This window comes from Leuconostoc falkenbergense (assembly GCF_014634805.1).
Lineage (GTDB): Bacteria > Bacillota > Bacilli > Lactobacillales > Lactobacillaceae > Leuconostoc > Leuconostoc falkenbergense.
Genome location: NZ_BMBS01000021.1, coordinates 1 through 24543 on the forward strand (window position 1 = coordinate 1; position 24543 = coordinate 24543).

Consider the following 24543-nt stretch of genomic DNA (forward strand, 5'->3'; position numbering starts at 1 on the left):
TTGCCCCTTGAGACAACTATATTATCTTATCACCTTGTTCTTGCCTTGTCAACTACTTTCTTCGTTGACTCGCTCAAACTCTCGGCTCGTTGCCTCTTGGACAACTATTAAAACTATACGCTCTTTTTTCCCTTTGTCAATACCTTTTTTCTGTTTTATTCAATTATTTTTTCAACAGGCTTATTACTGCCTAAAAATAGGCAATTGACTAATTCGCTCAGCAGCTGCTATCAAACGTTCCGCTTCAACCGTCAGGCCCACGCGAATGTACCCTTCACCACCATCACCAAATCCAGATGCATCTGCAACAGCGACATTAGCCTCTTCCAGTAGCAGATCTGCAAACGTGCTTGACGTATAACCCTCAGGTACTGGCATTAATACATAAAAAGCGCCTTTAGGTACATAGGGTGTCCAACCAAATTTGGTCACTGCCGTAACAAATGCATCCCGTCGCTTCTCATATAAAGCAACTAAGTTCGAAACCGATTCTTGACGGGCTGTTTGATTTGCCAATGCTTCAATCGCTGCATCTTGTACCGCTGGAAAAAGTGATACAAATAAATGGTCTTGAATCAGATTAAGCGCTTCAATCATCTCAGCATTACCTACTGCAAACCCAACACGCCAGCCCGCCATATTAAAGGTTTTTGAAAATGTATATGTTTCAATTCCCACTGATTTAGCGCCTTTTGTTTGTAAAAATGACAGTGGTTTTTGACCGTCAAATCCAATAGCGCCATAGGCAAAGTCTGATACAATGCCAACTTGCTTTTCTTCAGCAAAAGCGACCGTATCAGTATAAAACTTGGCAGTTGCAACCGCCCCTGTCGGATTGTTTGGATAGTTTAAATAAAGAAACTTCGCCTTTTCAGCTGTTTTGTCATCAATATCATGATAGTCAATCAAAAAATCATTCTCTCGCTTGAGCGTAACTGATTCATATTTAACCCGTCCCAACGCTACCCCTGACAAATAATCTGGGTATCCTGGATTAGGTAACAAGAGCAACTCTCCCGGATTCATTAACGCCCAAGGTAATTCAACTAAACCGATTTTTGATCCAGCTAAAATGGCCACTTCCGTGTACGGATCAATGGTTACACCATATTCATCATGATAAAACTGGGCAATCGCTTCCTTAAAACGCATTTCGCCACGAAAAAGCGAATACTTATGATCAGCTGGTTTTGCTGTTGCATCCTGCATCGCTTTGACAATATAATCCGGCGTGGGTTGATCTGGGTTACCTTGTCCCAAATTGATGACATCATACCCTGCCGCAATTTTTGCGTTTACTTTTGCCACTAATGAGGCAAAAAATTGTTTTGGAAGTGTTTTTAGTAAGTCAGATTCTTCAAAATGCATTTTCTTTACCTCGCTTAACGGTATAACTCAGGACGGCGGTCGCTAAAAACCGGTATCTGGCCACGAATTGCTGTTTCATCGGCAATATCTATGTCAGCTGTGACTAACATATCATCAGCATCCGTGCCTTGTGCTACAATGTTGCCTAATGGGTCAATTACTAGTGAACGACCACCAAAGGTGTTGTCTCGGTCACTACCAACACGATTTGCAGCAACGACAAATGCTTGATTTTCAATTGCGCGTGCTTGTAATAAAATTTGCCACTGCGCAATACGTTGTATCGGCCATTCTGCTGACACATACAAAATTGCTTGTGGGCCACTTGACATCATGGTCCGTAACCATTCTGGAAAACGAATATCGTAACAAATCACACCAGCTGACAAGACACCTGCCAATTCGAATGTATTCGGTTGGCTACCTGCAGCAATATATTTTTCTTCGTTCATTAAGCCAAATAAATGCGCCTTATCATAACGTGCGACCTGTTGACCTAACTGATTAAAAACAAACATTGTGTTAAAAAATTGCCCATCACGCATTGTTGCAACCGAACCACCAACAATATTGAGTTGATATGTTTTGGCTAATCTGGCTAATAACTGACGACTCCGTTCGCCATCATTGTCTGCTAATTGTGGCAAATCAGTCAGTGCATAACCAGTGTTCCACATTTCAGGGTAAATTAAAATATCTGCCCCTGCCTCAGAAGCTTTCTGAGCGTATTGTGCCACGGTTTGTTCATTTACCTCAGGTTGTCCTAAAGCAATATTCATTTGTGCAATAGCAACTTTTAATGTCATAACAACTCATTTCTCAGTGAAAGTTAGATTAAGGAAACTTAGGATATTGATCAAAATCTGGATCGCGCTTTTCTTTAAATGAATCACGACCCTCTTTTGCTTCATCTGTGGTGTAGTACAACATTGTTGCATCCCCAGCAAATTGTTGCAAGCCAGCTAAACCATCCGTATCTGCGTTCATAGCCGCTTTAATAAAGCGTAGGGCAGTTGGTGATTTTGTCAACATTTCATCAGCCCATTCAATTGTCGCTGTTTCAACTTCTGCCAAAGGGACAACACGATTAATCCAGTTCATTTGATAGGCTTCTTGCGCAGAATAAAAATGGTTCAAAAACCATACTTCCTTTGCACGCTTATGACCAATAACACGTGCCAAATAACCCGAACCATAGCCAGCATCAAATGAGCCAACCATCGGCCCAGTTTGTCCAAATTTCGCATTGTCAGCGGCAATTGTAAGATCCGCAACTAACTGCAAAATATTACCGCCACCAACAGACCACCCTTTGACCATAGCAATAATTGGTTTTGGAATAATTCGCATGAGACGTTGCAAATCAAGCACGTTAAGACGTGGAATACCATCAGCTCCAACATAACCACCATTGCCACGCACTTTTTGATTACCACCAGAAGAAAACGCCTGATCGCCAGCTCCTGTCAAGATTATAACGCCTATTTCAGCGTTGTCACGAGCTAATGTAAAGGCATCAATCATATCTGAAACCATGCCAGGTGTAAACGCATTATGAGTTGACACATCATTCATTGTGATTTTGGCAATTTTACCAGGGTTCTTACCATCTGTGTTTTTTTCAAACAAGATTTCGTCGTATGTTTTGATAGCTTTCCAAGTTGTCATTTGTTATACTCCATTCAGAAGGGAAATTAGTTATATGAATATTATAGAACTTTTAGGCCTAAAAACCACATTATTAGCTGCAGAAAAAACAATTGTTGAAGTTGAAGTCACTGATAAGCTGATGCAACCCTTTGGCATTGTTCATGGCGGCATCAACGCCCTCTTAGCCGAAACAGCTGCTTCATTAGGCGCTAATGAGGCTAATGACAACAGTCAGATACCTGTTGGTGTTGATATCCAAGTTGCGCATTTAAAGGCCGTCTCGCAAGGTCATTTAATTGCAACAGCCACGCCAATCTCTGTTGGTCGTACTTTGCAAGTATGGGATGTTAAGATTCGTGAAAGTATCAAAAATGAGCTAACCAGTACAGCCACTGTAACGCTGATCAATAAATCCCGACCTGTTTAAAAAGTCAGTTGTATTTGACCTATGCTAGAAATCTTCCAGTCTAGGTCAAATACAACTGACTTTTTATTTAGTGAACCATTGCGCTAATTTATTGACTTTAGGTTGGCGAGCAGCAATTTCAGCCTCACGGGCCAGTTCTTCATCAGTCAATGTTTCATAAGGTAACATCTCTAAGCGCTCATATTTTGGTCGATTCACAACCAGACGGGCAATATAGTTTGGGGCAATTGGATTGCCTAACGAGCGTACACCATCAATCGTTCGTGTAATGGCCCAATCAGAAATACCGGGATCAAGTTGCACATCATCAGTGATAATTGCCGTACTACCTTTAATCATTTGCTGGTAATACAAGGCCGCATAGCTGGAAATTGGGCCGTACCCGACAAATTCAATATTACGAGCATGTACGTCACGGCGTGCATTTTTAAAGGCAGTTAGTAGGCTTTCTTGCCGATAAAAGCCAGCTTGCAAATGGTCGCTTGTGACAAATAAAACCCCTTGCTGTGTCACTTTGATTTTGTCTGTCATATAATCAGTTACTGCCGCTTCCGGCTCTGAAAAAATAACACGCAATGTTTTACTGACAATCTTGGCCGGCTTTTGTAAGTTTGTATACACACCGGGCGCAATTTCTTGATCATTTTCACTTAGAATTCCTGTCATCTTTTCTCTAAGTAAGAAATCGTGAAAAACAAAATTGCCTGTACCTGCAGATACCAAATCGACGGTATAAAAATGATACTGATCCGGCACTTCAATCGTCAACTGTTCCGCATTTTTACTAAATGTCTTAATGACCTGAAATTGTTCATCAAAAAAAGTGATGCTTAGATAGGCAAACATGCGCTCACTCATGTCAATATGACGGATTACTTCATAAGTTTTTCCTTGCTGTAATCGTGGTAAATCCGCAATCGGTTTGTCATTTAAATCATGACGTTGTGACTGCCAGCGTGCAATAATGTGTCCACTTGGCAAAAAATAGTGTTCATAAAACACCTCATTCAATGCTCGAAAATCAACTGTTGCCCCTTGTAGTGCCAGTAATTGTGTTTGCGGTTGCCAATAAATTTGATATTGCATCATTCGTCCTCCGCTAGCCGATTGTCTCGCAATTGCGTCAACTGTGTCATCATAAAATCAACCATTTCATCAATCTTTTCATTATGATAACCCGCTTCAACCTGATGCGTTAATAAGGCATGGTGTGTGTCAAGATAATCAAGTAATTCAGGTAAACTGTCGCCATCATAATTATCTTGTGCCATCGTCAGTAACGCTACTGTTGTAGTTGACCAGTCCACAGTGCTAATATGTCGCCAAAGCTTCTGATTCAGAGATTCAGTATCATTTGGTCGCACATATCCTGTCAAGTGACGTCGAACATCTAATGTCCAGTCTTGATTGTATTGATGAGCAAATTCTGCATCAGCAGTTAATGTGCCTAAATTAATAATTGGTTTAGCTAATACTAGTGCACCGGGTTTAATGTCCCCAGCATAATACATCGCTGGGTAACTTCCCATTGAATATCCTGTCAAAATGACATCTTGTGATGTTAAATTAAGTTCCGCCATCGCGCGTTTAATGATGTCAATCACTGTTTGTTCATAGGCTGGCGACCCGACATCAAATGCACCACCTTGCATACGAGCATCTGTAAACAACAAATACGGAACACCTAATTGATTAAAAGCTGATGCCATCTCAAAACCATCGACATGTAATCGTGCCCCTGAAAAGTTGACCACTAATGGTTTAGGCAACGTCCCTGGATTGAAATAAGATAATACTTCCTCATCCTCAGATGTTAATTGCCACTGACCACCTGGCAATAAATGCCCCAAACCGTGACGAGAACGACGCTGGTGAACAACATGAAGCGTTAACTGTCCTTTGCCACTGCCTAAAACAATTATTTGATAACTGTCATAATCAGCAGGCGCTTGAACCTGCGTCATCCGCCGCAAAGCATCCCCTTTAATCATGTCTTGCGTTAAAATTGCACCATCGCGATAAAAGATGAATAGCAAAGCAGCAGCAGCTGTATCCGTTTGACGATAATCTAGCCAAATTTCGTTCGTTTGATTAGCAATGAAATCTGTTTTAAGTGTCTGTAATGTCCCAATTTGTTGCCATTCTGAGCCAAAATCACCTTCGAAGCGCGCCAAAAAACGACCCATACGACTAAAATGAATGCCACTTGGTACTGTTGGTAAAAACTGTGTTTCACTAAAACGCGTTGCAAATCCTTGCTGCCCAAGATAAAGGTCAGTCAAAATGCGCTTTGACACACGCTCTGGTGTTGTTTCACTAATCGCAAAGGCGCGTCGCTCGCTTAATATTGTTTGAAATTCAGGGGCAATCTGCGTTGCAAAATAAATCACCCGAAACGCTGGCCACTCCTGAATTTGACTAGATAATAATGAACTTTCTAACACATCATCAGTCAACACAACATAAGTTTGTTCTAGGATATAAGGGTCTTTTTGTGTCGCTAAAAAAGTAGGCAAATCAAAAATAGACGTGTAGTGCCAATCTAATGGTGCAGTAATTTCTGGCGTCCAATCAATGGCGCCAATTTGTAGAATAGATGTTGTCATATATGCCCCGTTATGATTTCACTTTATTAAAAATCTGTTGCCACTTTATCCAAAGCATCTCACTATTTGTCTCTTTAGCCAGTTCACGCGCTGCACGTTGTGTTTGATTAAACTTATCTTGATCATTCAAATACATGGGTAACACGTCCTGTAAGTCAGTTATGGCTGCCAACTGTTGCCCGTTTTCTTGTGGTAGTAAATAAGCTGTTGCCACTAAATTAATTTGTGGTACTGAAAATGTCAGTGCCAAAGACTGTAAAAATTGGTCCGGCTGTTCATCAAGGTCGACTAATACACGTGCCTGTGCCATTAACTGTTGTCGCTTTATTTCATTTTGACGTGTCACGATTTGGAAGCGTACTTTGAAAGCTGCTTGGCTGTCATCATCAATCAAACCATGTTCATTCTTAGCAGACAGGCTAGCTTGCTCCACCATAGCTTGAATTTCTGGATATGGCATCGTTGATTCAAAAATAATCACTGTATTAAGATCATTTTGTAATATGTTAATGAGTTCTGACACAACCACTTTTTGGTCTGCCAACGCCATTGATTTAGTGGCCCAATAAATGGTTTTAATGGGATGTGTCATATCATTGGACACTAACTCAACCTTGTTATCAGTTGGAAACGCAGGAATAGTGCTAATATTGGCATGATTTGGCAACTGTTGTGACAAATGTTCTTGATCAGCAAGTGTTTGAACAACATTGAAGCTGACTTTATCGTTTTCTCCAGATTCAATGGCTTGCCAATCATTAGCCGGCCAACTCATGATGACCGACTGGTCAAGCGACCAATCTTGGATGATTTCACGATTCAACTCACCACTAGCCATAATCACATTGCCCAAATCTGGTATCGCGCGTAGATGTGATTTCAAAACAGCTTTAACTAAGCTGTTTATATTATCAAATTGGGTTTGTGTCGTCCAATTTTGTTGCGTTGTGACTTGTCCTGTTAAGCAATCTTCTTGAATGGCAACCTGCCCACTGGGTGTCAAATAATCTCGACGTACTAGATTATCTTGCTCAAATGTCAGCACTTGTGACACAAAACCCCGATCATCAAGGACCAAGCGTTGTATGAGATGATCAGCTTCATACAAATCAATATGATCAAGCGCTGCATCCGTTTTGGGCGTCAAATAAACAGTCGCATAATGCTGCTGATTGACAGTCACTAATATTTGCCCTTTCAGTCTGACAAATAAGGCCCCTGTCGGCCAGCTTAAATCTGCTAATACTAAAGGTAATTGTGCTTTTAAATCAATATGTTGTAATTGATCAAAAGCTGACCAAACATTGGCTGATTCCAGTTGTGCGTCGGCCAATAATAGTCGTAACTGTGGTAAAAAATCAAGTACAACTAATTCAACTGTCTGTCCTTGTGACAAAAATAATTGTGCTTGATAGCGACTGTCATTAAATTGTGGCACGACAGCATTTGCATTATGCCAGTCCGGAATAATATGAATTTTCAATCTTTTTACCTACCCATCAACCATGTACTTAAAAACTGCGGCAACTTCTACCGCTACACTCTTTCCATTATATCAGGTTTCTAAAATGAACTTCATTGCGCCTTTTTAACAAATTATAAGCAATTATGACCGATATGACGTATTATTTGTTAAGTGATTATTATTGATATTTTGTTCATTTTTAATTCATTAATTTTATTGTTATGATTATATATGTGCAATTTTATGAATAGAGGTGTCGTTTTAATGGCTCAAGCACTGATTGCCTTGCTGTTCCAACCAACTTTTTCACCATGCCATGTCATTGATATTTTATTAATTTTGATGGGGCTTATTTGGCTCTCTAGTGAAGTAAAATTTTTATTAGTTTTTCTACTTATTTTTCTTGTAGTTGCATTTTTTCGTCACCGTCAATTACTATCGCAACAGCAGCACGAAATATCAATTACATACGATTATACACAATCCTTAGAAAAGGCAAATGAGGATTTCCGTTACTTCAAGCACGACTATCAAAATGTATTAGCGAGTTTAGCTTTCGCTATTCAAAATGGTAATTTACAAGAAGTTTCATGTGCCTATGAAACATTAGTATCAAGTAGCTTAACGACATTACCAAATCAAAAATCTCTCAACATTCATTTAATCGGCGACCCAAATCTACGCAGTTTATTACTAGTTAAACATCGATTGGCTACTGATACTGGTGTCACATTTTCAATAGATCTGCTAACAAGTTGTGATAGTCAAATCAGCCTAAACCTGTATCGCACAATTGCCATTCTGCTCGATAACGCTATTGAAGCGGCCGAGAAAACACAAGAAAAATTAGTTTGCTTAACCTTGCAACCATTAAATAACTTACACGTCATTCAAATTACCAACAGTATTGACCAGCCATTCGCCACCAATCATCTGACCAAATCAGGATTTTCCAGCAAACAAGGCCACAGTGGGATTGGCTTAACATTTGTAAAACATTATGTTAATCATCAACCTGATGTTTCACTGAGAACAACGCTCAGCCACGACACTTTTACACAAACACTCACTTTTGGAGCAACAAATGAATTTTTACGTACTTGAAGACGACCCAATTGGTCAGCAACGGATTCAGCATTATTTGCCAACCAGTTTTATAACTGATTCACCAACAAAACTACTCACGGCGCTTGCAGCAGACACTCATCCAAAAATTATTTTACTTGATTTAGAAATTAAAGGACTTCTTCACGCTGGTATTAATACAGCGAAAATGATTCGACAAACCGATTGTGTTTCTCCCATCATCATTATTACGACTCATGATGAATTATCATTACAAACTTTCCAATCACATATTAGTGCACTCGATTTCATTCAAAAAGCACAACCTGAAGCACAATTTGGTAAAAAGTTACAACATGCTGTCCAAATGGCCTATCAACGATTAAATCAATTTGACCTTAAAATGCCAGTCTGGCTGACAATTCACAATGGCGCACACACTGAAACTTTTGATTTGAATACAATTTCTCATGTGAATAGTAACAATGGGCGTCACTATATCAATGTTCATCAATCAAATACGACGACTCAAATACGCAATACAATCAAACAAATCAACCAATCTCACGATAAATTTCTTCAAATTCACGCTTCATTTTGTGTCAATCACGATTTTATTCAACAATACCGCCTAAAAGACAAAACGCTTTTGTTAACCACAGGTGATTTATTACCTGTTTCACGACGTTTCAAGCATAATTTGTCGTATCTTCAATCATGATAAAAAAGAGTATCTCAATTAATATTGAGATACTCTTTTTAAATATTATTCTGAATCATCTTGTGCACGATCTAATAATTGTGAGACTTGGTCAATTTGTTGATTATCAAGTGGTGCATGGTCAGATGTTTCACGTGAAACATCTTCATCTGCTACTTCTTCTTGCTGATCAACTTTTGCCAAAGTTGCAACTTGTGCCTCGTCTTCAAGCCTTATCAAACGAACACCAAGTGTTGCACGACCAGTTTGACTAACTGAATCTACGCTAAATCGTATCATCACCCCTTGGGTAGTCGTCACCATAATGTCTTCTTGCCCATTGACAATTATCATACCTGCCAATGGCCCATTTTTCTCTGTAATATTCGCCGTTTTGATACCTTTACCACCACGACCTTTAATCGGATACTCACTGACCGGCGTTTGTTTACCATAACCTTTTTCAGTAATAACCAACACGTTGTCATTGTCGTGTAAGACATCAGAGCCAATTACCCAGTCACCTTCACGCAAACGAATACCACGAACACCAGCAGCGGAACGACCCATAACGCGAACATCCGCCTCCGCAAAACTAACTGAATAGCCATTGTGCGTTGCAATGATAATATTTTGTGTCCCATCAGTAATTTCAACGGATAGCACTTCATCATCATCATGTAACGTAACAGCTTTTAGACCATTAGTACGAATATTTGAAAATTCGCTCACTGCCGTACGCTTGACAACACCTAAGCGTGTAACGAAGAATAGATAGTCTTTACTTTCACTAGCCTCTCCACGAACGTTGACCACTGTTTGAATTTTTTCATCTTTTTCAAAATTTAAAAGATTCACAACGGGAATTCCTTTGGCTTGGCGCCCATACTCAGGCACTTCGTAGCCCTTCATACGATAGACTTTCCCTTTGTTGGTAAAGAACAGCAGTGTATCATGCGTTGATGTTGCAACCATTTGATCGACGAAATCTTCATCATGGACGTTCATGCCTTGCACGCCACGACCACCACGATTTTGCGCCTTAAATTCAGCGGTTGGTACACGCTTGATATAGCCACTATTCGTCAATGTTACAATGACATCTTCTTCTTCAATGAGATCCTCATCTTCAATGCTCATCACATCGCCGACTTGTAGTTCGGTACGTCGCGCATCACCGAATTTCGTCTGAATTTCTAATAACTCATCATAAATGATTTGATCCACACGCTCTTCGTGTGCCAAAATATCCTTCAAATCAGCAATTAATGCGACAAGTTTTTGATATTCATCCTCAATTTTGTCGCGTTCCAAACCAGTCAGACGAACCAAACGCATATCCAAAATGGCCTGTGCTTGTTTGTCAGATAGTGAATAATCAGCAATTAACCGTGTTTTCGCGATTTCAGAAGTAGCTGACGCACGGATAATACTGATAATGGCATCAATATGATCCAGAGCAATGCGCAAACCTTCTAAAATATGAGCACGTGCTTGTGCTTTTTGCAAATCAAAGGCAGTACGGCGACGAATGACTTCACGCTGATGCGCTAAATAAGCAACAAGAATTTCCTTCAAACTCATTGTTTTTGGTGCGCCATGATCAATCGCTAGCATATTAAAACTAAAGCTAGTCTGCAATAATGTTTGCTTGTACAAATTATTTAAAATAACGCTGGCTGAGGCATCTCGACGGACGTCAATAGAAATTCTCAGTCCTTCACGGTCTGATTCATCTCGAATGCCGGTGATGCCATCAATTTTCTTCTCACGGGCTAATTCAGAAATGCGCTCAATCAAACGTGCTTTGTTGACTGCATATGGCAATTCAGTCACAATAATTTGTTCTTTGCCGTTTTTTGTTGGCTCAATGTCGACTTTAGCACGAACAGTTACAGTACCGCGGCCTGTTTCATAGGCACGACGAATACCAGACTTTCCCATAACAATGCCGCCTGTTGGAAAATCAGGTCCGGGCAATGCCTCCATCAAATCTGCAGTCGTTGCTTCAGGCTTTTTCATCAAAATATGAAGTGCCGAAATAACTTCCCCAAGATTATGAGTCGGAATATTGGTAGTCATACCGACCGCGATACCAGTAGCGCCGTTAACCAATAAATTAGGGAAACGTGCCGGCAAGACTTCAGGCTCACGCTCTTCACCATCATAGTTAGGCACAAAGTCAACCGTATCTTTATTCAGATCCCGGACCATTTCCATGGCAACTTTACTTAAGCGTGCTTCGGTATAACGCATAGCAGCAGCGCCATCCCCATCAACAGAGCCGAAGTTACCATGCCCATCAATCAACATGTGTCGATATGAGAATGGTTGTGCCATACGAACCATTGATTCATAAATAGCTGAATCACCGTGCGGATGATACTTACCCATGACATCACCGACGATACGCGCTGATTTTTTGTGTGGTTTATCTGGCGTGTTACCTTGTTCAATCATCGAATATAAAATACGACGGTGAACCGGCTTCATACCATCACGAACATCTGGTAAGGCACGCGCCACGATAACTGACATGGCGTATGACAAGAATGATGTTTTCATTTGTTCTGACAAATTCGCGTTTTTAATGCGACTATCATTTGATTCAGACATGCTGCTTAACTCCTTGTAAGTATTTTGAATGATTTTACATTACGTAAATCATCTGGATGGCAATTATTAAATATCCAAGTTCTCAACAAAGACAGCATTGTCTTCAATAAACTTACGACGTGGCGGTACATCCCCACCCATTAACATATCAATAACTGCTTCGGCTTCCTCAGCATCAGTTGGGTCAACTCGTAACAAACGACGGTTCTGCGGATCCATGGTTGTATCTGCTAGCTGATCATAATCCATTTCCCCTAGTCCCTTATAACGTTGAACTTTTGGTTTAATATTGGATGGTAATTGTGACAAATAGTCTTCAAGTTCTTCATCAGAATCAATGTACGTCATTGATTTATTATTACCTAAGGCAACACCATAAAGCGGTGGCTGCGCAATATAAATATAGCCTGCGTCAACAAGTGGTCGCATATAGCGATAAAATAGCGTTAACAATAGTGTTCGAATATGGGCACCATCGACATCGGCATCTGTCATAATAATAACTTTGTGGTAATTGGCTTTTTCAACATTAAAGTCATCACCAAATCCAGTCCCCATTGCTGTAAACAATGAGCGAATTTCTTCGTTGGCCAACACACGATCCAATGAAGCTTTCCCAACATTTAAAATTTTGCCTCGAATTGGCAAAATAGCTTGCGTCAAACGGTTACGTCCTTGCTTAGCCGAACCACCGGCTGAATCACCCTCAACAATAAATAATTCTGAAATTTCAGGATCATTTGAGGTATTATCAGCTAGTTTACCTGGCAAATTACCAATTTCCAAACCAGATTGTTTGCGTGTCATTTCGCGTGCACGCTTGGCAGCTAAGCGTGCTTTTTGGGCTAAGACACCTTTTTCGACAATTTGCTTGGCAACTGCTGGATTTTCCATCATGAAACGGCTAAACGTTTCTGAGAACATCCGGTCCGTTGCTTGACGTGCATCGGAGTTACCTAATTTAGTTTTGGTTTGTCCTTCAAATTGTGGATCTGGATGCTTGATTGACACGATAGCAGTCATGCCTTCGCGCACATCTTCCCCTGTCAAACTTTCTGCATTATCTTTGAGCTGACCATTTTTGCGAGCGTAATCATTGATCACACGTGTTAAGGCTGTCTTAAAACCAGTTTCGTGCGTCCCACCTTCATAGGTATTGATATTGTTAGTAAACGTCCGCAGATTGTCTTTAATATCGGTAGTGTACTGTAAGGCAGCTTCCACCACAATGCCATTTTCTTCACCCTCAACATGGACAGGTTCAGGGAAAATAGCAGTCTTGTCCTTATTCAAATAACTGACGTATTCTTTGATACCGCCTTCAAAATGGAAGCTTTCAGAAACGGCTTCTTCAGGTCGATTATCTGTGATTGAAATGCGCAAACCTTTATTCAAAAACGCCAATTCCCGCACACGTGTTAGTAATGTGTTGTAGTTATAAACTGTTGTTTCACGGAAAATATCTGCATCTGGCTTAAAATGAACAATTGTGCCACGCTCAATGGTGGGCTTTTCAGTCAATTGCTTCATCGGTGTGTTGACGCGTCCCACTTTGAAGTCCATGTAATAAACAGTATTATCACGAACAACTCTAACGTCCAAATCCGTTGACAAAGCATTGACAACAGAAGCTCCAACACCGTGTAAACCACCAGATACTTTATAACCGCCACCGCCAAATTTACCACCGGCGTGTAATACAGTAAAGACAGTTTCAAGAGCTGGCTTACCCGTTTTAGTTTGAATGTCGACAGGAATACCACGGCCATCATCGGTTACCGTGATTGAATTATCTTTTTCGATTGTGACGGTAATGTGTGAGGCAAAACCTGCTAATGCTTCATCAATCCCGTTATCAACAATTTCCCATACCAAATGGTGCAAGCCTTGCGCTGTGGTCGTACCAATGTACATGCCAGGGCGTTTGCGGACAGCTTCCAATCCTTCCAAAACTTGAATTTGATCAGCATTGTAAGCACCTGCTGCAGCATGAACGGTACTTGCTTGACGAATCTCGGCATCATCTGTCACGATGCCATCAATGTTCTCCAATGCTTCATTTTCGATATTCTCTGCCATATTATTAGCGTGTGAACAGATATAATCTGCGAACACATTCTCCTTTTCAATTTTCCGTTTCTAAGGTTATTTCACCATGTTTCACGTGAAACACTTTAGGCGTGTGAATCAGTTGTCGTGCCACATCAGTTAACGATGGCGCCGTGATAAAAGTTTGCACTTTATCCTGGATTGCCAACAAAAGATGGGTTTGCCGATTCGCATCAAGTTCGCTGAGTACGTCATCAAGCAATAATACGGGGTATTCCCCTGTTTCTTGTTGCATTAAATCAATTTCAGCTAACTTGACTGCCAATGCCGTGGTTCGTTGTTGCCCCTGCGAGCCAAAGACAGCGACATCATTGTCATTGACAATAAATTGTAAATCATCGCGATGTGGCCCTAAGAGTGTTGACCCCATCATAATTTCACGAGCACGTTGTTTCAACAGCGACGCTTCAAAGGCCGCTGTAACACCAGCCAAATCATCCTTTTCATCAAAATTAACTGAACTATTGTAAACAAGATGCAACGTTTCTCTTTGATCTGATATTTCAGCATGAATTGGTTGCGCAGCTTGTTCTAATTTTTTTAAAAATGACTCACGTGCTAGTAAAATTTGCGCCCCAACATTGACAAGTTGTTCTGATAAAACATCTAAAAAGACGGTGTCCGTTGTTTGTTTCAGTTGCAAACGTTTTAAATAAGCATTTCGCTCTTTTAAAATGCGCTTATATTGTGTCGTATTATACAGATAAAGCGGGTTCATCTGACCAAATTCCATGTCAATAAATCGGCGACGAACACTTGGCGCGCCTTTTACTAACTCCAAATCTTCAGGTGCAAACAAAATCACATTGAGTTGCCCAATGTATTGTGAAAGCTTGCTTTGTTCTAAATGATTAACGCGCGCTTTTTTACCTTTATTTGAAAAGTTTAGTGAGAGTGGCGTGTCACTAATGGCGCGCTTCACGCGACCACTAATTGTTGCTTCCTTTTCAGACCACTGAATTAAGTCTTTGTCACTACTGGTTCGATGCGATCGTGCCAAAGCCAGAACATAGATACTTTCTAGTAAATTTGTTTTGCCTTGCGCATTTTCACCTAAAAACACATTGACACCATCACTAAATTCAAGTGTCAAATCACCGTAATTACGATAGTTTTTAAGCGTTAGCGACTCGAGTTCCATGAAGATGGTCCCTTTGGATTATTGCGTTTTGGTCGACCAAATCCGCCCGAACGTGTTTGATTTTTTCGGCGCATATCTGCAAATCGAGCTTCCTTACGTGCCTTGGCTGCAGCCGCTTTCTGCGCTTTGATACGATCATCTCGAATGGTCTTTTTAGCATTGACTGCACGCGCTGCTTTTTGTGCGTCAGCCTCAGCGATTAGTTCGTCGACATTTTCAGCCAACTCAATGAGATAACGCTCACCTTCAATCTCGATTTCATCATGATCGTAGAGCTTTTTACCACGTCGATTTTCTGGTTCTCCGTTAAGCAAAACCGGATGATCCATCAAGTAGTATTTGGCTTGACCACCCGAAGAAATGATATTTTCTTCTTTTAGGAGTTGCGTCAACGTGATAAATTCAGTTGTTATATGTACGGTTGTTGTCAAAGTGGCGCACGCTTTCTTCACAGTAGTTACATCTAGTATTATACCATTTCTTAAGGTCAAAGTCTTAAAAAAACGGTCTAAAATTGCATATAAGCGATTTTAGACCGTTTGTGGGTAGTTGGTTTATTCTGAGTTAAACGGTTAATTTTAAGTTTTTAAGGGTTATTTGACTATATCCGATTAAAATGTTCGGACAGGTGTAATCAGTTGCAGTTGTTTGTTGTCAGTTTCACCAGCAGGTGTCAAAGTAAAGGGACGCAAATTACTTGTGAACTTAACATCAACACTTTTACCATTGAAAACACGTAACGCGTCACGGACATAATCAGGATTAAATGAAATATCTAAATCGTCCCCATCAATTGTCTGTGCGCCCAACTCTTCTTTGACTTGCCCTACTTCTTGAGAATTGCCAGTCAAAACAGCCGCACCATTTTTCAGCGATAGTTGGACAACGTTGTTACGACTTTCGTGACTCAGCAAACTAGCACGATCAATAGCACCTAATAATGCACTGGCTTCAATCGTAATAGCTGTTGTACTTTCTGTTGGAATCAAACGGTCTGTTTCCGGATAATTTCCCTCTAGTAAGCGCGTGTAGAATGTTGTGTGTCCCAAGTCAAATACAGCCTGATTTGCCGCTAATTTAATATCGACACGATCTTGACCTTCTAATAGTGATTGTAGCTCATTGAAAGCCTTAGCCGGAATAATCACATCGGCATCAACATCAGCATCTGTACCTGTTAATGTCACGATTCGTTGTGACAAACGGTGAGAGTCGGTCGTCACTGCTTTTACACTATTCCCAGTCAGTTGTAAATGAATACCTGTTAAAATTGGCCGACTTTCTTGTGTTGAAGCTGATATTTTTGTTTGGGAAATAATATCGACTAATTGCGCTGCTGAAACACTCAAACTTTGAACGTCTTCCATTTCAGGTAATTGTGGATAGTTTTGCACATCTTGACCATTAATTGTAAAGGCTGAAGCACCTGATGTGATAGCTGCTCGAAGGCCATCAATGGCTAGTGTCATATTGTCAGCAGGCAACCGTTTAACGATATTTGTGAAAAAAGTTGCTGGCAATGTAATGCCACCGGGTTGTGTAATGACGAGTTGTGCACTTGTATCTGATTGTGGAATCGTTGTTTCAATTGAAATATCTGCATTAGAGCCAGTGAGAATCAGTTCCTCATCATTTAAAACTAATTTGATATTTGTCAAAATAGGAATTGTTGTCCGTGAAGAAATAGCACGAGACACATCATTTAAGGCTTTAATAAATGCTTGTCGATTAATTGTAAATTGCATAAATAGGCTCCTTTTTACTTAACACCAATATACCAGCAATATGTTCTTAATAAAGATAAAAGATCTAGTAGTAATAATAAGGGGTGTGGAAGTTGTGGAAAACTGGGATGTGAATAAAGACATGTAAGCAATTAGTTGTTCACAAACCTGTTGGAAAACTTTGTCACTTATTACCAGTTATACACACGGCCTCTCGCCTCTCCTATTGCCACTATATCACGATAAGTGTGCTATTTGCCGTTTTTAATTTCGTCTGTTAGTGCATCAAGCATTTCTTTTGTGCGTGGATCACTTTCTGACTTTTCGGTAATTTTTGTGGTGGCATGTAACACACTAGAATGATCGCGGCCACCAAACGCACGACCAATATCTGGCAAACTTTCGTTAGTTAATGTTCGCGTGAGATACATGGCAACGTGTCGGGCTGTGACCAAATCCTTCTTGCGACTTGAACTTTTGAGGTCATCAATCGTTTGCATGTAGTAATCGGCTACCACTTGCTGTATTCTTTCGACTGTAATTTTGAACCCTTGATTAATGTTCAGGTCCCCTAAGATTTGTTGTGCCGTTTCCTTGGTTGCTGGCTTGTTCATATAGCGTAGACTGGCTTCAAATTTATGAAAGGCCCCTTCCAAACTTCGAACGTTGGAGTCAATCTTTTCAGCAATTAATTCCAATACATCATTTGGAATTGTCAGGCCATCTGATTCAGACAAGTTTTGCAAAATGGCAACACGCGTTGGTAAATCAGGCTTTTGAATGTCCATCATAATGCCCGCTTCAAATCGTGATGTTAATCGCGTTTGCAAATCGACTATTTCCGTTGGTAACTTATCAGAAGTCATAACGATTTGTTTACCATTTTTGGTGAGGACATTGAAAGTATTGAAAAATTCTTCTTGAACCTTCTCTTTTCCTGACCAGAATTGAATATCATCGACTAATAATAAATCAACAGAACGATATTCTTGTTTAAAAGCGGCAGTTGCCCCATCACCAGCTCGCAAAGATTCGGTGAAATCATTCAAGAAATCTTCAGCCGTGGCATATTTGATGTGTGCTGACGGCGTGGAAGCGGCATAAGCGTTACCAATGGCTTGCATCAAGTGAGTCTTCCCTAGTCCAACACCACCGTAAATCAAATAAGGATTGTAGACTTGTCCCGGTTCATCAGCTACTGCGCGCGCCACAGCGTAGGCATTTTCATTACCTGACCCAATGACGAATTTTTCAAATGTAAAATCGGGATTTAAATCGGATTCCCGTGTAAACGGCAAGTTATCAAGCGTTGGTGCAGCAGCTGTCGTTTTTGGTTGGGCAATTTGAAGGTCTGGCTTGATAAAGCCATCAGCAATGGTCATGGCAAATTGCACAAAATCCATTGAGTACTCGCGGTCCCACTGATCAATGATATCTTGCGCCATGTCGCTTGGGACAGATAGCGTCAAACTAGTATCTTCTAGCGTTATGGGTTTGAGTGGTTCTATATAGGTAGAAAAAGTCACACGACCGAGTTTTGTGAAAAATTCAGCTTGGACTTTAGACCACAATTCTTCTTTTGTGATTGGTTTAGTCACGTATCTCTCTCCTAAAAGCGTTCAAGTCAAAAATGACGATCAAACGCTGGTTAGATTTAGCGTCGATCATGGATTGAACTGACTGTGTTTCTAAAAGTTTAGAAGCAGTAGCAAAGATAATTATAACAATAAGAAAACGAGTTTTCCACAGGGTAACGACAACTTTAGAGAATATCAACAGTTGTGGACAACCAAAAAGCACGAATGTGGACAATGAGACGAACAAATGTGTGGGTTATCCACACATCAACATGATTATGCACAGGAAAACGTGTGAAAAGACAATATGCGAGGTTGGTTATCCACAATATCCACATGATAACGTGAACAACTTGTGGATATGTGGATAACTTGTGTAGGGCTTTGTTTATAAAAATTGCTAAGCCCTTGGGAATCAACAGCCTAGGGGATAAATATGGATAAGGTTGTGAATGTAAAGAAAAGTTTAAGAATTTTAAATTTTAAATGATTTTCTGAAAATCTTGTCTTACGCATGTGAAAAAATGGACAAAAAAAGAGGGACAATATCGCAAAAAATGCCCTTAATTTTTTGTAAGAGAATAAAACTTTTAATGGTAGAATAGTGCAAAGGAGAATGACATGCGGCATTTAGATTATACAGAACAAGAAAATTGGCGTCAGCCAGATGATACAGCTTATCAGTCACCAATCGACATTGCGACGCAGTCGGTTCAACCTCAAAAAACTGGGCAATTAGAGATTTCTTTCCAAGATAAGGTGCAATATGATGATCGTGAAATAGGCGAGCAATTCCTAGTTCATGGGCAGTTACGCCTTGATAATCAAATTTGGGAACTCGAACGCTTTCACTTTCATGATGGGGCAGAACACTTGGTGAATGGTCAACGACATGATGTGGAGACCCACTTTGTTTTTCAACATGAGGATCAAACCTTAGTATTGGCTAGTTTTGGGGATGTTAGTGCCAATGTAACAACTGGTGCTGTTCAGAATATCTATGATAATCAGGTCAATTCGGCAACATTGATGCGTTTGTTGCCAGATGATCATAGTTATTTCCACTATGTTGGCTCACTCACAACACCACCACTTCGTCATGATATTCAATGGCTTGTGTTGACTGAGCCTGTGGCTATTTCATCAGAAGATAAGGCGGTGCTACACGACCACTATCCAGATAATTACCGTGATATTCAAGCGATTAATGAACGAACAATTACTTATTATAATGATAAAAATTAATGCGATATGATCAGACTTACCGAATTTTAGGTAAGTTTTTTTAGTGAGTGGCAAGTACAAAAGAGTTCACAAAATTCACAAGTTGTTCACTTAAAAGTCGTCTTATCTTCCACCCCCCTAGTAGAATGAGGGTTAGGGGTGAAGATATGCGTCTAAAACAACAACTAACTTTAATAATTTTAATCACAATATTAACACTTACTGGACCTGTTCAAGCAGTTACTGCTTCGCAATTAGCGGACCATGATGACAGCAATACAACAACTAAAATGCGTTTGCCAAATGAGGGACGTTCTGACTTGCAGGAACTCATTCAACGTGTGGACGCTAATGTTGGTGAGCCATCTTCTGAGGAACCATCATCAGATCCAGAAGTAGATGAGCCTGAAACAGCGGAGGAACCGGTTGAAGATAGTGGGGTGTCAGAAGCTGAAGTCAAAGAAGCGCCTGAAGCCACTGATAGCCAGAAACCGGTTGCCAAAAATAAAGCACCAAAAGCGATTACAACTAACACCAACGGTGATTCCACTTGGACCTTTGATTCTGATACTGGCCTGTTGGTTTTTGGGGCGGGTACGCTAGCAGAACGTATTGACAATAATTTAACTAATGCGGGTGTGACACCGGCAGACGTCACAAGCATTCAGTTTGAAAGTGGTGTTGTTGCGCCAACGGCTGTGACCTATTTGTTTGCTAACTTGACCCAGTTAAGCGAGTTAATTGATTTGAATAATTTTAATACTTCCTCTGTGACTTCCATGTCATATTGGTTTTATCAGACTACTGCTTTGTCAACACCAGATTTGAGTACGTTCGTTACCAGTAACGTGACAAGCATGTCTTATATGTTCAGAGGTAGTGGTGTGACAAGCTTAGATTTGAGTAGCTGGAATGTTGATAAAGTGACGACTTTTGCGTATATGTTTTATGCTACGCTAGAATTAACCACATTGAATTTATCAGGTTGGGGAGATGGTCGAACGGCAACTACGGTTAACATGTCATATATGTTTTGGAGTTCTACAACAAGTAAACTTACTAATTTGAACCTCAGTAACTTTAAAACAAAAAACGTGACAAATATGTCATTGATGTTTCGTTGTATCGGTGTAACTAGTTTAGACATTAATAGTTGGGATGTGACAAAAGTTAATAATTTTTATGGCATGTTCTACGGCGCTGCTAACCTTTTGGCATTAAATCTATCGGGGTGGGGAGGAGCACGAACTGCAACAGGTGTGGATATGTCATTGATGTTTCAATTCACTAGTAGTTTGACTGATTTAAATCTGACGAACTTTAAAACCACTAATGTCACTAATATGTATCAAATGTTTTACGGCGTCAAATTGACAAATTTGGATTTGAGCGATTGGGATGTGACAAAAGTAACTGATTTTACTTATATGTTTAGTAGTACAAGCTTGACAAGCCTGAATGTATCAGGTTGGGGTGTTGGTCGCACTGCTAATAACGTTAAAATGGCAGGTATGTTTAATGCGACTAGTTTAACAAATTTGGATATGACTAATTTTCAAACAAAAAACGTGACAAATATGTCAAATATGTTCTCGCAAGTAGGATTGACTAGTTTAGATTTAAGTGATTGGGATGTCACAAAAGTAACAACTTTTAAGAGTATGTTCGGAGGTAGTAAGTTGAAAACTTTGACTCTTGGTGAATGGAATATTGGGGACGTTGCTACAACAGTCGATATGAGTGGTATGTTTGCTACGACCACTGAATTAACAAACTTAAATATTACTAACACAACAGCGAAAAATATAACAACTATGGCTAGTATGTTTGCAAACAGCACCGTTACTGCAGTAGTGCTTGACGACAATTGGAATCTTGATACTGTGAGTAGTTTTTCGTATATGTTTGATAGAGCAAAATGCAGCACAATCAGCTTTTTGAATTGTTGGGATCTCCCCACAGCTACCAATGTAAACATGACCTATATGTTTACGGAAACGAGTGCTCTTAATAATTTAAATTTGACGAATTTTAAGAGTACTGATGCCACCAACATGAATTATATGTTCTGGAAAAGTGGTGTGACAAGCTTAGATTTCAGTGAATGGGATGTAAGTAACGTTACTGGTATGGCTTTTATGTTTGGTCGGGCCGAAAATTTAACCAGCTTAAACTTGTCTAACTGGGGAGTAACACGTAACGTAACAAATGTAGCCATGAGTGGGATGTTTGCTTATACTACTACTTTGACAGATTTAAATCTGACGAACTTTAAGACTACCAATGTTGTTAGGATGAATAATATGTTCGAAGAAAGCGGTGTGACAAGTCTGGACATACAAGACTGGGATGTGACTGAGGTGTTATCATTTAGATATATGTTTTATGACGCGGACTCGTTAACAACACTGGACCTCACCGATTGGGGTGTTGGTCGGAGTGCAAGTACCGTGGACATGTATGCCATGTTTGGTTCTATGTCAGCATTAACCAACTTAACGTTGACTAATTTTAAAACCACCAATGTCACTAATATGAGTTCTATGTTCAGTAACACTAGTGGGTTGACCAGTTTAGATTTGAGTGATTGGGATGTCACCAATGTCACTAATATGAGTTCTATGTTCAGTAACACTAGTGGGTTGACCAGTTTAGATTTGAGTGATTGGGATGTCACCAATGTCACTAATATGAGTTCTATGTTCAGTGACACTAGTAGGTTGACCAGTTTGGATTTGAGTGATTGGGATGTCACAAATGTCACTAATATGAATTATATGTTCTATCAGGCCACACGGTTAAGGACTTTGGATATTTCAAATTGGAGTACATCTAGTCCTGCGGTTGTTTCTATGTTCTTTAATACTTTTGATCTCTGGAAAATCACCCTAGGACCGAACGTTAAATTCGCTGCTCATCCTAGCTTCAGATCCGCCCCAGCAGCCGGTACAACGATTCCGGGTACAAGCTACACAACAACTGCTGCTAGTTGGCAAATTGTTGGCACAGGAACAGAATTTAATCCTAAGGGTGCAATGGTCACAACGACAGAAATGTACGCTGATAGAACAGAACCAGTGACTTATGTCTGGGCTAACAAAGCAGAGGCATCAACGCCTGCGATTGATACAATTTCATCACTTACATTTGGCACGTTAGCAGCCAGTGACTTCTTTAATGGCAATAGCCCTCTGGCAACCAACATGACAACTGGTTCAGTAGCCTTAGAAGATTTAGATAACATTACAACGTATAATGTTACCGTGGCGCAAACAAGCGACTGGATAACTGATGGTGAATCAGCTACGATTGCTAAGTCAAACTTGAAGATTAAATATGGCACTAGTGATTTATCAACGAGTGCTAGCAGTTTCTGGTCGGGCACATCAGCGACTGCGACCAAGAATATTGCTTTTAATCATGACACAACCAAAAACTTCAGCATTTGGTTGAACCCAAGCACTGTGCTTAATACAGCATTGCTTGGCAAACAGCTAGAATCAGAATTAACATGGACGTTGAGCGAGACGCCGTAACGTCGAAAAGTAGTGGGCAAATGTTCACTGCTTTTTGTTTAGATGCAGAATTTTATGAGTTTTTAAAATTAACAGATGCAAATGAGAACAGTAAATGATATGATAACATGTGAATGTTTTTAATTTAAATCTCACATTTTAAAGAGGCGATGTTTTGGCTGTTTTTTTTCAAAGTATACAGGGTGTTTTAGTAATTTTGGTGATGATTGCCATTGGTTATTCATTGGCGAGTGCTAAGTGGTTTACCGACAAAAGTGGACAAATCATTGCACGTATTGTCACACAAGTGGCTTTGCCAATGTACATGGTGAATACCATCACGCAAGATTTTACTAAAGATGAGCTAGGACGTTTGCTACCAGATATTAAATTTCCAATCATTTCAATGTTGGTCTTATTTGCAATTTCTGTGGCATTTGCACGCATATTAGCAATTCGTAAAAACAGACGTGGTTTGTTCCAGTCCATGTTTTTTAATTCAAACACGGTGTTTGTTGGTCTACCCATCAACATGGCGCTGTTTGGCACTAAAAGTTTGCCATATGTGTTGGTTTACTACATGATTAACACGACCTTCTTTTGGACACTGGGCACTTATTTAATTCAACGAGATGGTGAAGGGGAATGGCGTTTTGATATCAAAACAACTCTAGCAAAAGTATTTTCACCACCGTTGTTGGGATTCATTTTAGGTGTGTTGTTGGTTGTTTTCCAAATTAAATTACCCACATTTATTGCCTCTGATTTACAATACGTGGGTAGTTTAACGGTGCCATTATCTATGTTTTTCATTGGTATAGCCGTGCAACGTGCCGGATTGCATAACCTAAAAGTGAACAAATATAGTCTTGGTATCTTGTTTGGTCGCTTTATTTTAGCGCCAATGGTGATGTTTGTATTGCTGTGGAAAGCTGATGTACCAATCTTGATGAAGCAAGTCTTTATTTTGCAGTCGGCAATGCCTGTGATGACTAATGCGCCAGTAGTTGCTAGTTTGTACGGTGCGGATGCGGATTATGCAGCCATTATGGTCACAGAATCGACGCTTTTGAGCTTGGTTGTCGTGCCAATTTTAATGACGATTATTAACTAACTCAAATGATATAAGCAGGCGATAGCAGTAGATTTTACAGCTGTTCAGGACGTCCAAGCGTGTTAAATCAACTTGAAATGATAACTTTTCTCATCTTATTAGTTGTTGACAATATTTTGTGCGTCTTGTATGATATTAAATATTAAGAAATTGGAGGCAACACATCATGCAAAACATGAATCAAACACAAATCTCATCTCAAGCCCTCCTTCTCCTCCTCATGCTGTAAGTCATGACGAGGT

At 40.0% G+C, this 24543-nt stretch carries 18 protein-coding genes; 6 read left to right on the forward strand and 12 right to left on the reverse strand.

The window, feature by feature from the left end; all coding sequences use genetic code 11:
- Positions 1 to 183: 183 nt before the first annotated feature.
- The 3 genes from IEU71_RS05625 to menB are packed head-to-tail and all read right to left on the reverse strand — an operon-like array spanning position 184 to position 3036.
- Positions 184 to 1368, reverse strand: a complete 1185-nt coding sequence (locus tag IEU71_RS05625) for a pyridoxal phosphate-dependent aminotransferase (protein ID WP_004910704.1) — start codon at positions 1366 to 1368, stop codon at positions 184 to 186.
- Between the two features lie 14 nt (positions 1369 to 1382).
- Complete coding sequence (locus IEU71_RS05630) at positions 1383 to 2174, reverse strand: carbon-nitrogen family hydrolase (RefSeq protein WP_004910706.1); 792 nt, start codon at positions 2172 to 2174, stop codon at positions 1383 to 1385.
- Positions 2175 to 2202: 28 nt separating this feature from the next.
- The gene (gene menB / locus IEU71_RS05635) at positions 2203 to 3036 is read right to left on the reverse strand and encodes a 1,4-dihydroxy-2-naphthoyl-CoA synthase (RefSeq protein WP_004910708.1); all 834 of its coding nucleotides are present in this window, start codon (positions 3034 to 3036) and stop codon (positions 2203 to 2205) included.
- A 34-nt stretch (positions 3037 to 3070) separates the two neighbouring features.
- On the opposite strand from menB, the gene IEU71_RS05640 reads away from it, so the two are divergent.
- A complete protein-coding gene (locus IEU71_RS05640) occupies positions 3071 to 3445 on the forward strand; it encodes a PaaI family thioesterase (RefSeq protein WP_004910710.1) in 375 nt (124 codons plus the stop codon).
- A gap of 63 nt (positions 3446 to 3508) precedes the next feature.
- Here IEU71_RS05640 and asp3 read toward each other — a convergent pair whose 3' ends face one another.
- From asp3 to asp1, 3 genes are read right to left on the reverse strand one after another with little or no spacing between them, the layout of a single operon-like run.
- Positions 3509 to 4531 carry an accessory Sec system protein Asp3 gene (gene asp3, locus IEU71_RS05645; protein ID WP_036066352.1) on the reverse strand — a complete coding sequence of 341 codons (1023 nt, stop codon included), beginning with the start codon at positions 4529 to 4531 and terminating at the stop codon, positions 3509 to 3511.
- Positions 4531 to 6051: an accessory Sec system protein Asp2 gene (gene asp2, locus IEU71_RS05650; RefSeq protein WP_004910713.1), complete on the reverse strand. Its 1521-nt coding sequence runs from the start codon at positions 6049 to 6051 to the stop codon at positions 4531 to 4533. Before asp2 ends, asp3 begins: the two co-directional genes overlap by 1 nt.
- 10 nt (positions 6052 to 6061) lie before the next feature.
- Positions 6062 to 7534, reverse strand: coding sequence for an accessory Sec system protein Asp1 (gene asp1, locus IEU71_RS05655; RefSeq protein ID WP_004910715.1), 1473 nt, complete (start codon positions 7532 to 7534; stop codon positions 6062 to 6064).
- Positions 7535 to 7780: 246 nt separating this feature from the next.
- Here asp1 and IEU71_RS05660 point away from each other — a divergent pair, with 246 nt between their 5' ends.
- Both IEU71_RS05660 and IEU71_RS05665 read left to right on the forward strand, forming a co-directional pair.
- Positions 7781 to 8620, forward strand: a complete 840-nt coding sequence (locus IEU71_RS05660) for a GHKL domain-containing protein (protein ID WP_004910717.1) — start codon at positions 7781 to 7783, stop codon at positions 8618 to 8620.
- On the forward strand, positions 8601 to 9302 hold the full coding sequence (locus IEU71_RS05665; RefSeq protein ID WP_004910719.1) for a LytR/AlgR family response regulator transcription factor: 702 nt from the start codon (positions 8601 to 8603) through the stop codon (positions 9300 to 9302). The genes IEU71_RS05660 and IEU71_RS05665 overlap by 20 nt, the downstream gene beginning before the upstream one ends.
- Before the next feature lie 45 nt (positions 9303 to 9347).
- On the opposite strand, the gene gyrA is transcribed toward IEU71_RS05665, so the two are convergent.
- The 6 genes from gyrA to dnaA all read right to left on the reverse strand — a co-directional run bounded on the left by gyrA (position 9348) and on the right by dnaA (position 18469).
- Entirely contained in the window at positions 9348 to 11897 is a 2550-nt protein-coding gene (gene gyrA, locus IEU71_RS05670; protein WP_004910721.1) for a DNA gyrase subunit A, read from the reverse strand.
- Positions 11898 to 11963: 66 nt separating this feature from the next.
- Positions 11964 to 13976: a DNA topoisomerase (ATP-hydrolyzing) subunit B gene (gene gyrB, locus IEU71_RS05675; protein ID WP_004910723.1), complete on the reverse strand. Its 2013-nt coding sequence runs from the start codon at positions 13974 to 13976 to the stop codon at positions 11964 to 11966.
- A 46-nt stretch (positions 13977 to 14022) separates the two neighbouring features.
- Positions 14023 to 15147: a DNA replication/repair protein RecF gene (recF, locus tag IEU71_RS05680; RefSeq protein ID WP_004910725.1), complete on the reverse strand. Its 1125-nt coding sequence runs from the start codon at positions 15145 to 15147 to the stop codon at positions 14023 to 14025.
- Positions 15129 to 15578, reverse strand: coding sequence for a S4 domain-containing protein YaaA (yaaA, locus tag IEU71_RS05685; protein WP_004910727.1), 450 nt, complete (start codon positions 15576 to 15578; stop codon positions 15129 to 15131). Before yaaA ends, recF begins: the two co-directional genes overlap by 19 nt.
- Positions 15579 to 15758: 180 nt before the next feature.
- On the reverse strand, positions 15759 to 16892 hold the full coding sequence (gene dnaN, locus IEU71_RS05690; RefSeq protein WP_004910729.1) for a DNA polymerase III subunit beta: 1134 nt from the start codon (positions 16890 to 16892) through the stop codon (positions 15759 to 15761).
- A 230-nt stretch (positions 16893 to 17122) separates the two neighbouring features.
- Positions 17123 to 18469 (reverse strand): chromosomal replication initiator protein DnaA, encoded by a 1347-nt coding sequence (gene dnaA, locus IEU71_RS05695; protein WP_036068693.1) that lies wholly within the window; start codon positions 18467 to 18469, stop codon positions 17123 to 17125.
- Between the two features lie 600 nt (positions 18470 to 19069).
- On the opposite strand from dnaA, the gene IEU71_RS05700 reads away from it, so the two are divergent.
- The 3 genes from IEU71_RS05700 (at position 19070) to IEU71_RS05710 (ending at position 24301) form a co-directional block, all read left to right on the forward strand.
- Entirely contained in the window at positions 19070 to 19693 is a 624-nt protein-coding gene (locus IEU71_RS05700; protein WP_004914166.1) for a carbonic anhydrase family protein, read from the forward strand.
- 146 nt (positions 19694 to 19839) lie between these two features.
- Complete coding sequence (locus tag IEU71_RS05705) at positions 19840 to 23208, forward strand: BspA family leucine-rich repeat surface protein (protein WP_004914169.1); 3369 nt, start codon at positions 19840 to 19842, stop codon at positions 23206 to 23208.
- A gap of 154 nt (positions 23209 to 23362) precedes the next feature.
- On the forward strand, positions 23363 to 24301 hold the full coding sequence (locus IEU71_RS05710) for an AEC family transporter (protein ID WP_036068785.1): 939 nt from the start codon (positions 23363 to 23365) through the stop codon (positions 24299 to 24301).
- Positions 24302 to 24543 lie beyond the last annotated feature (242 nt).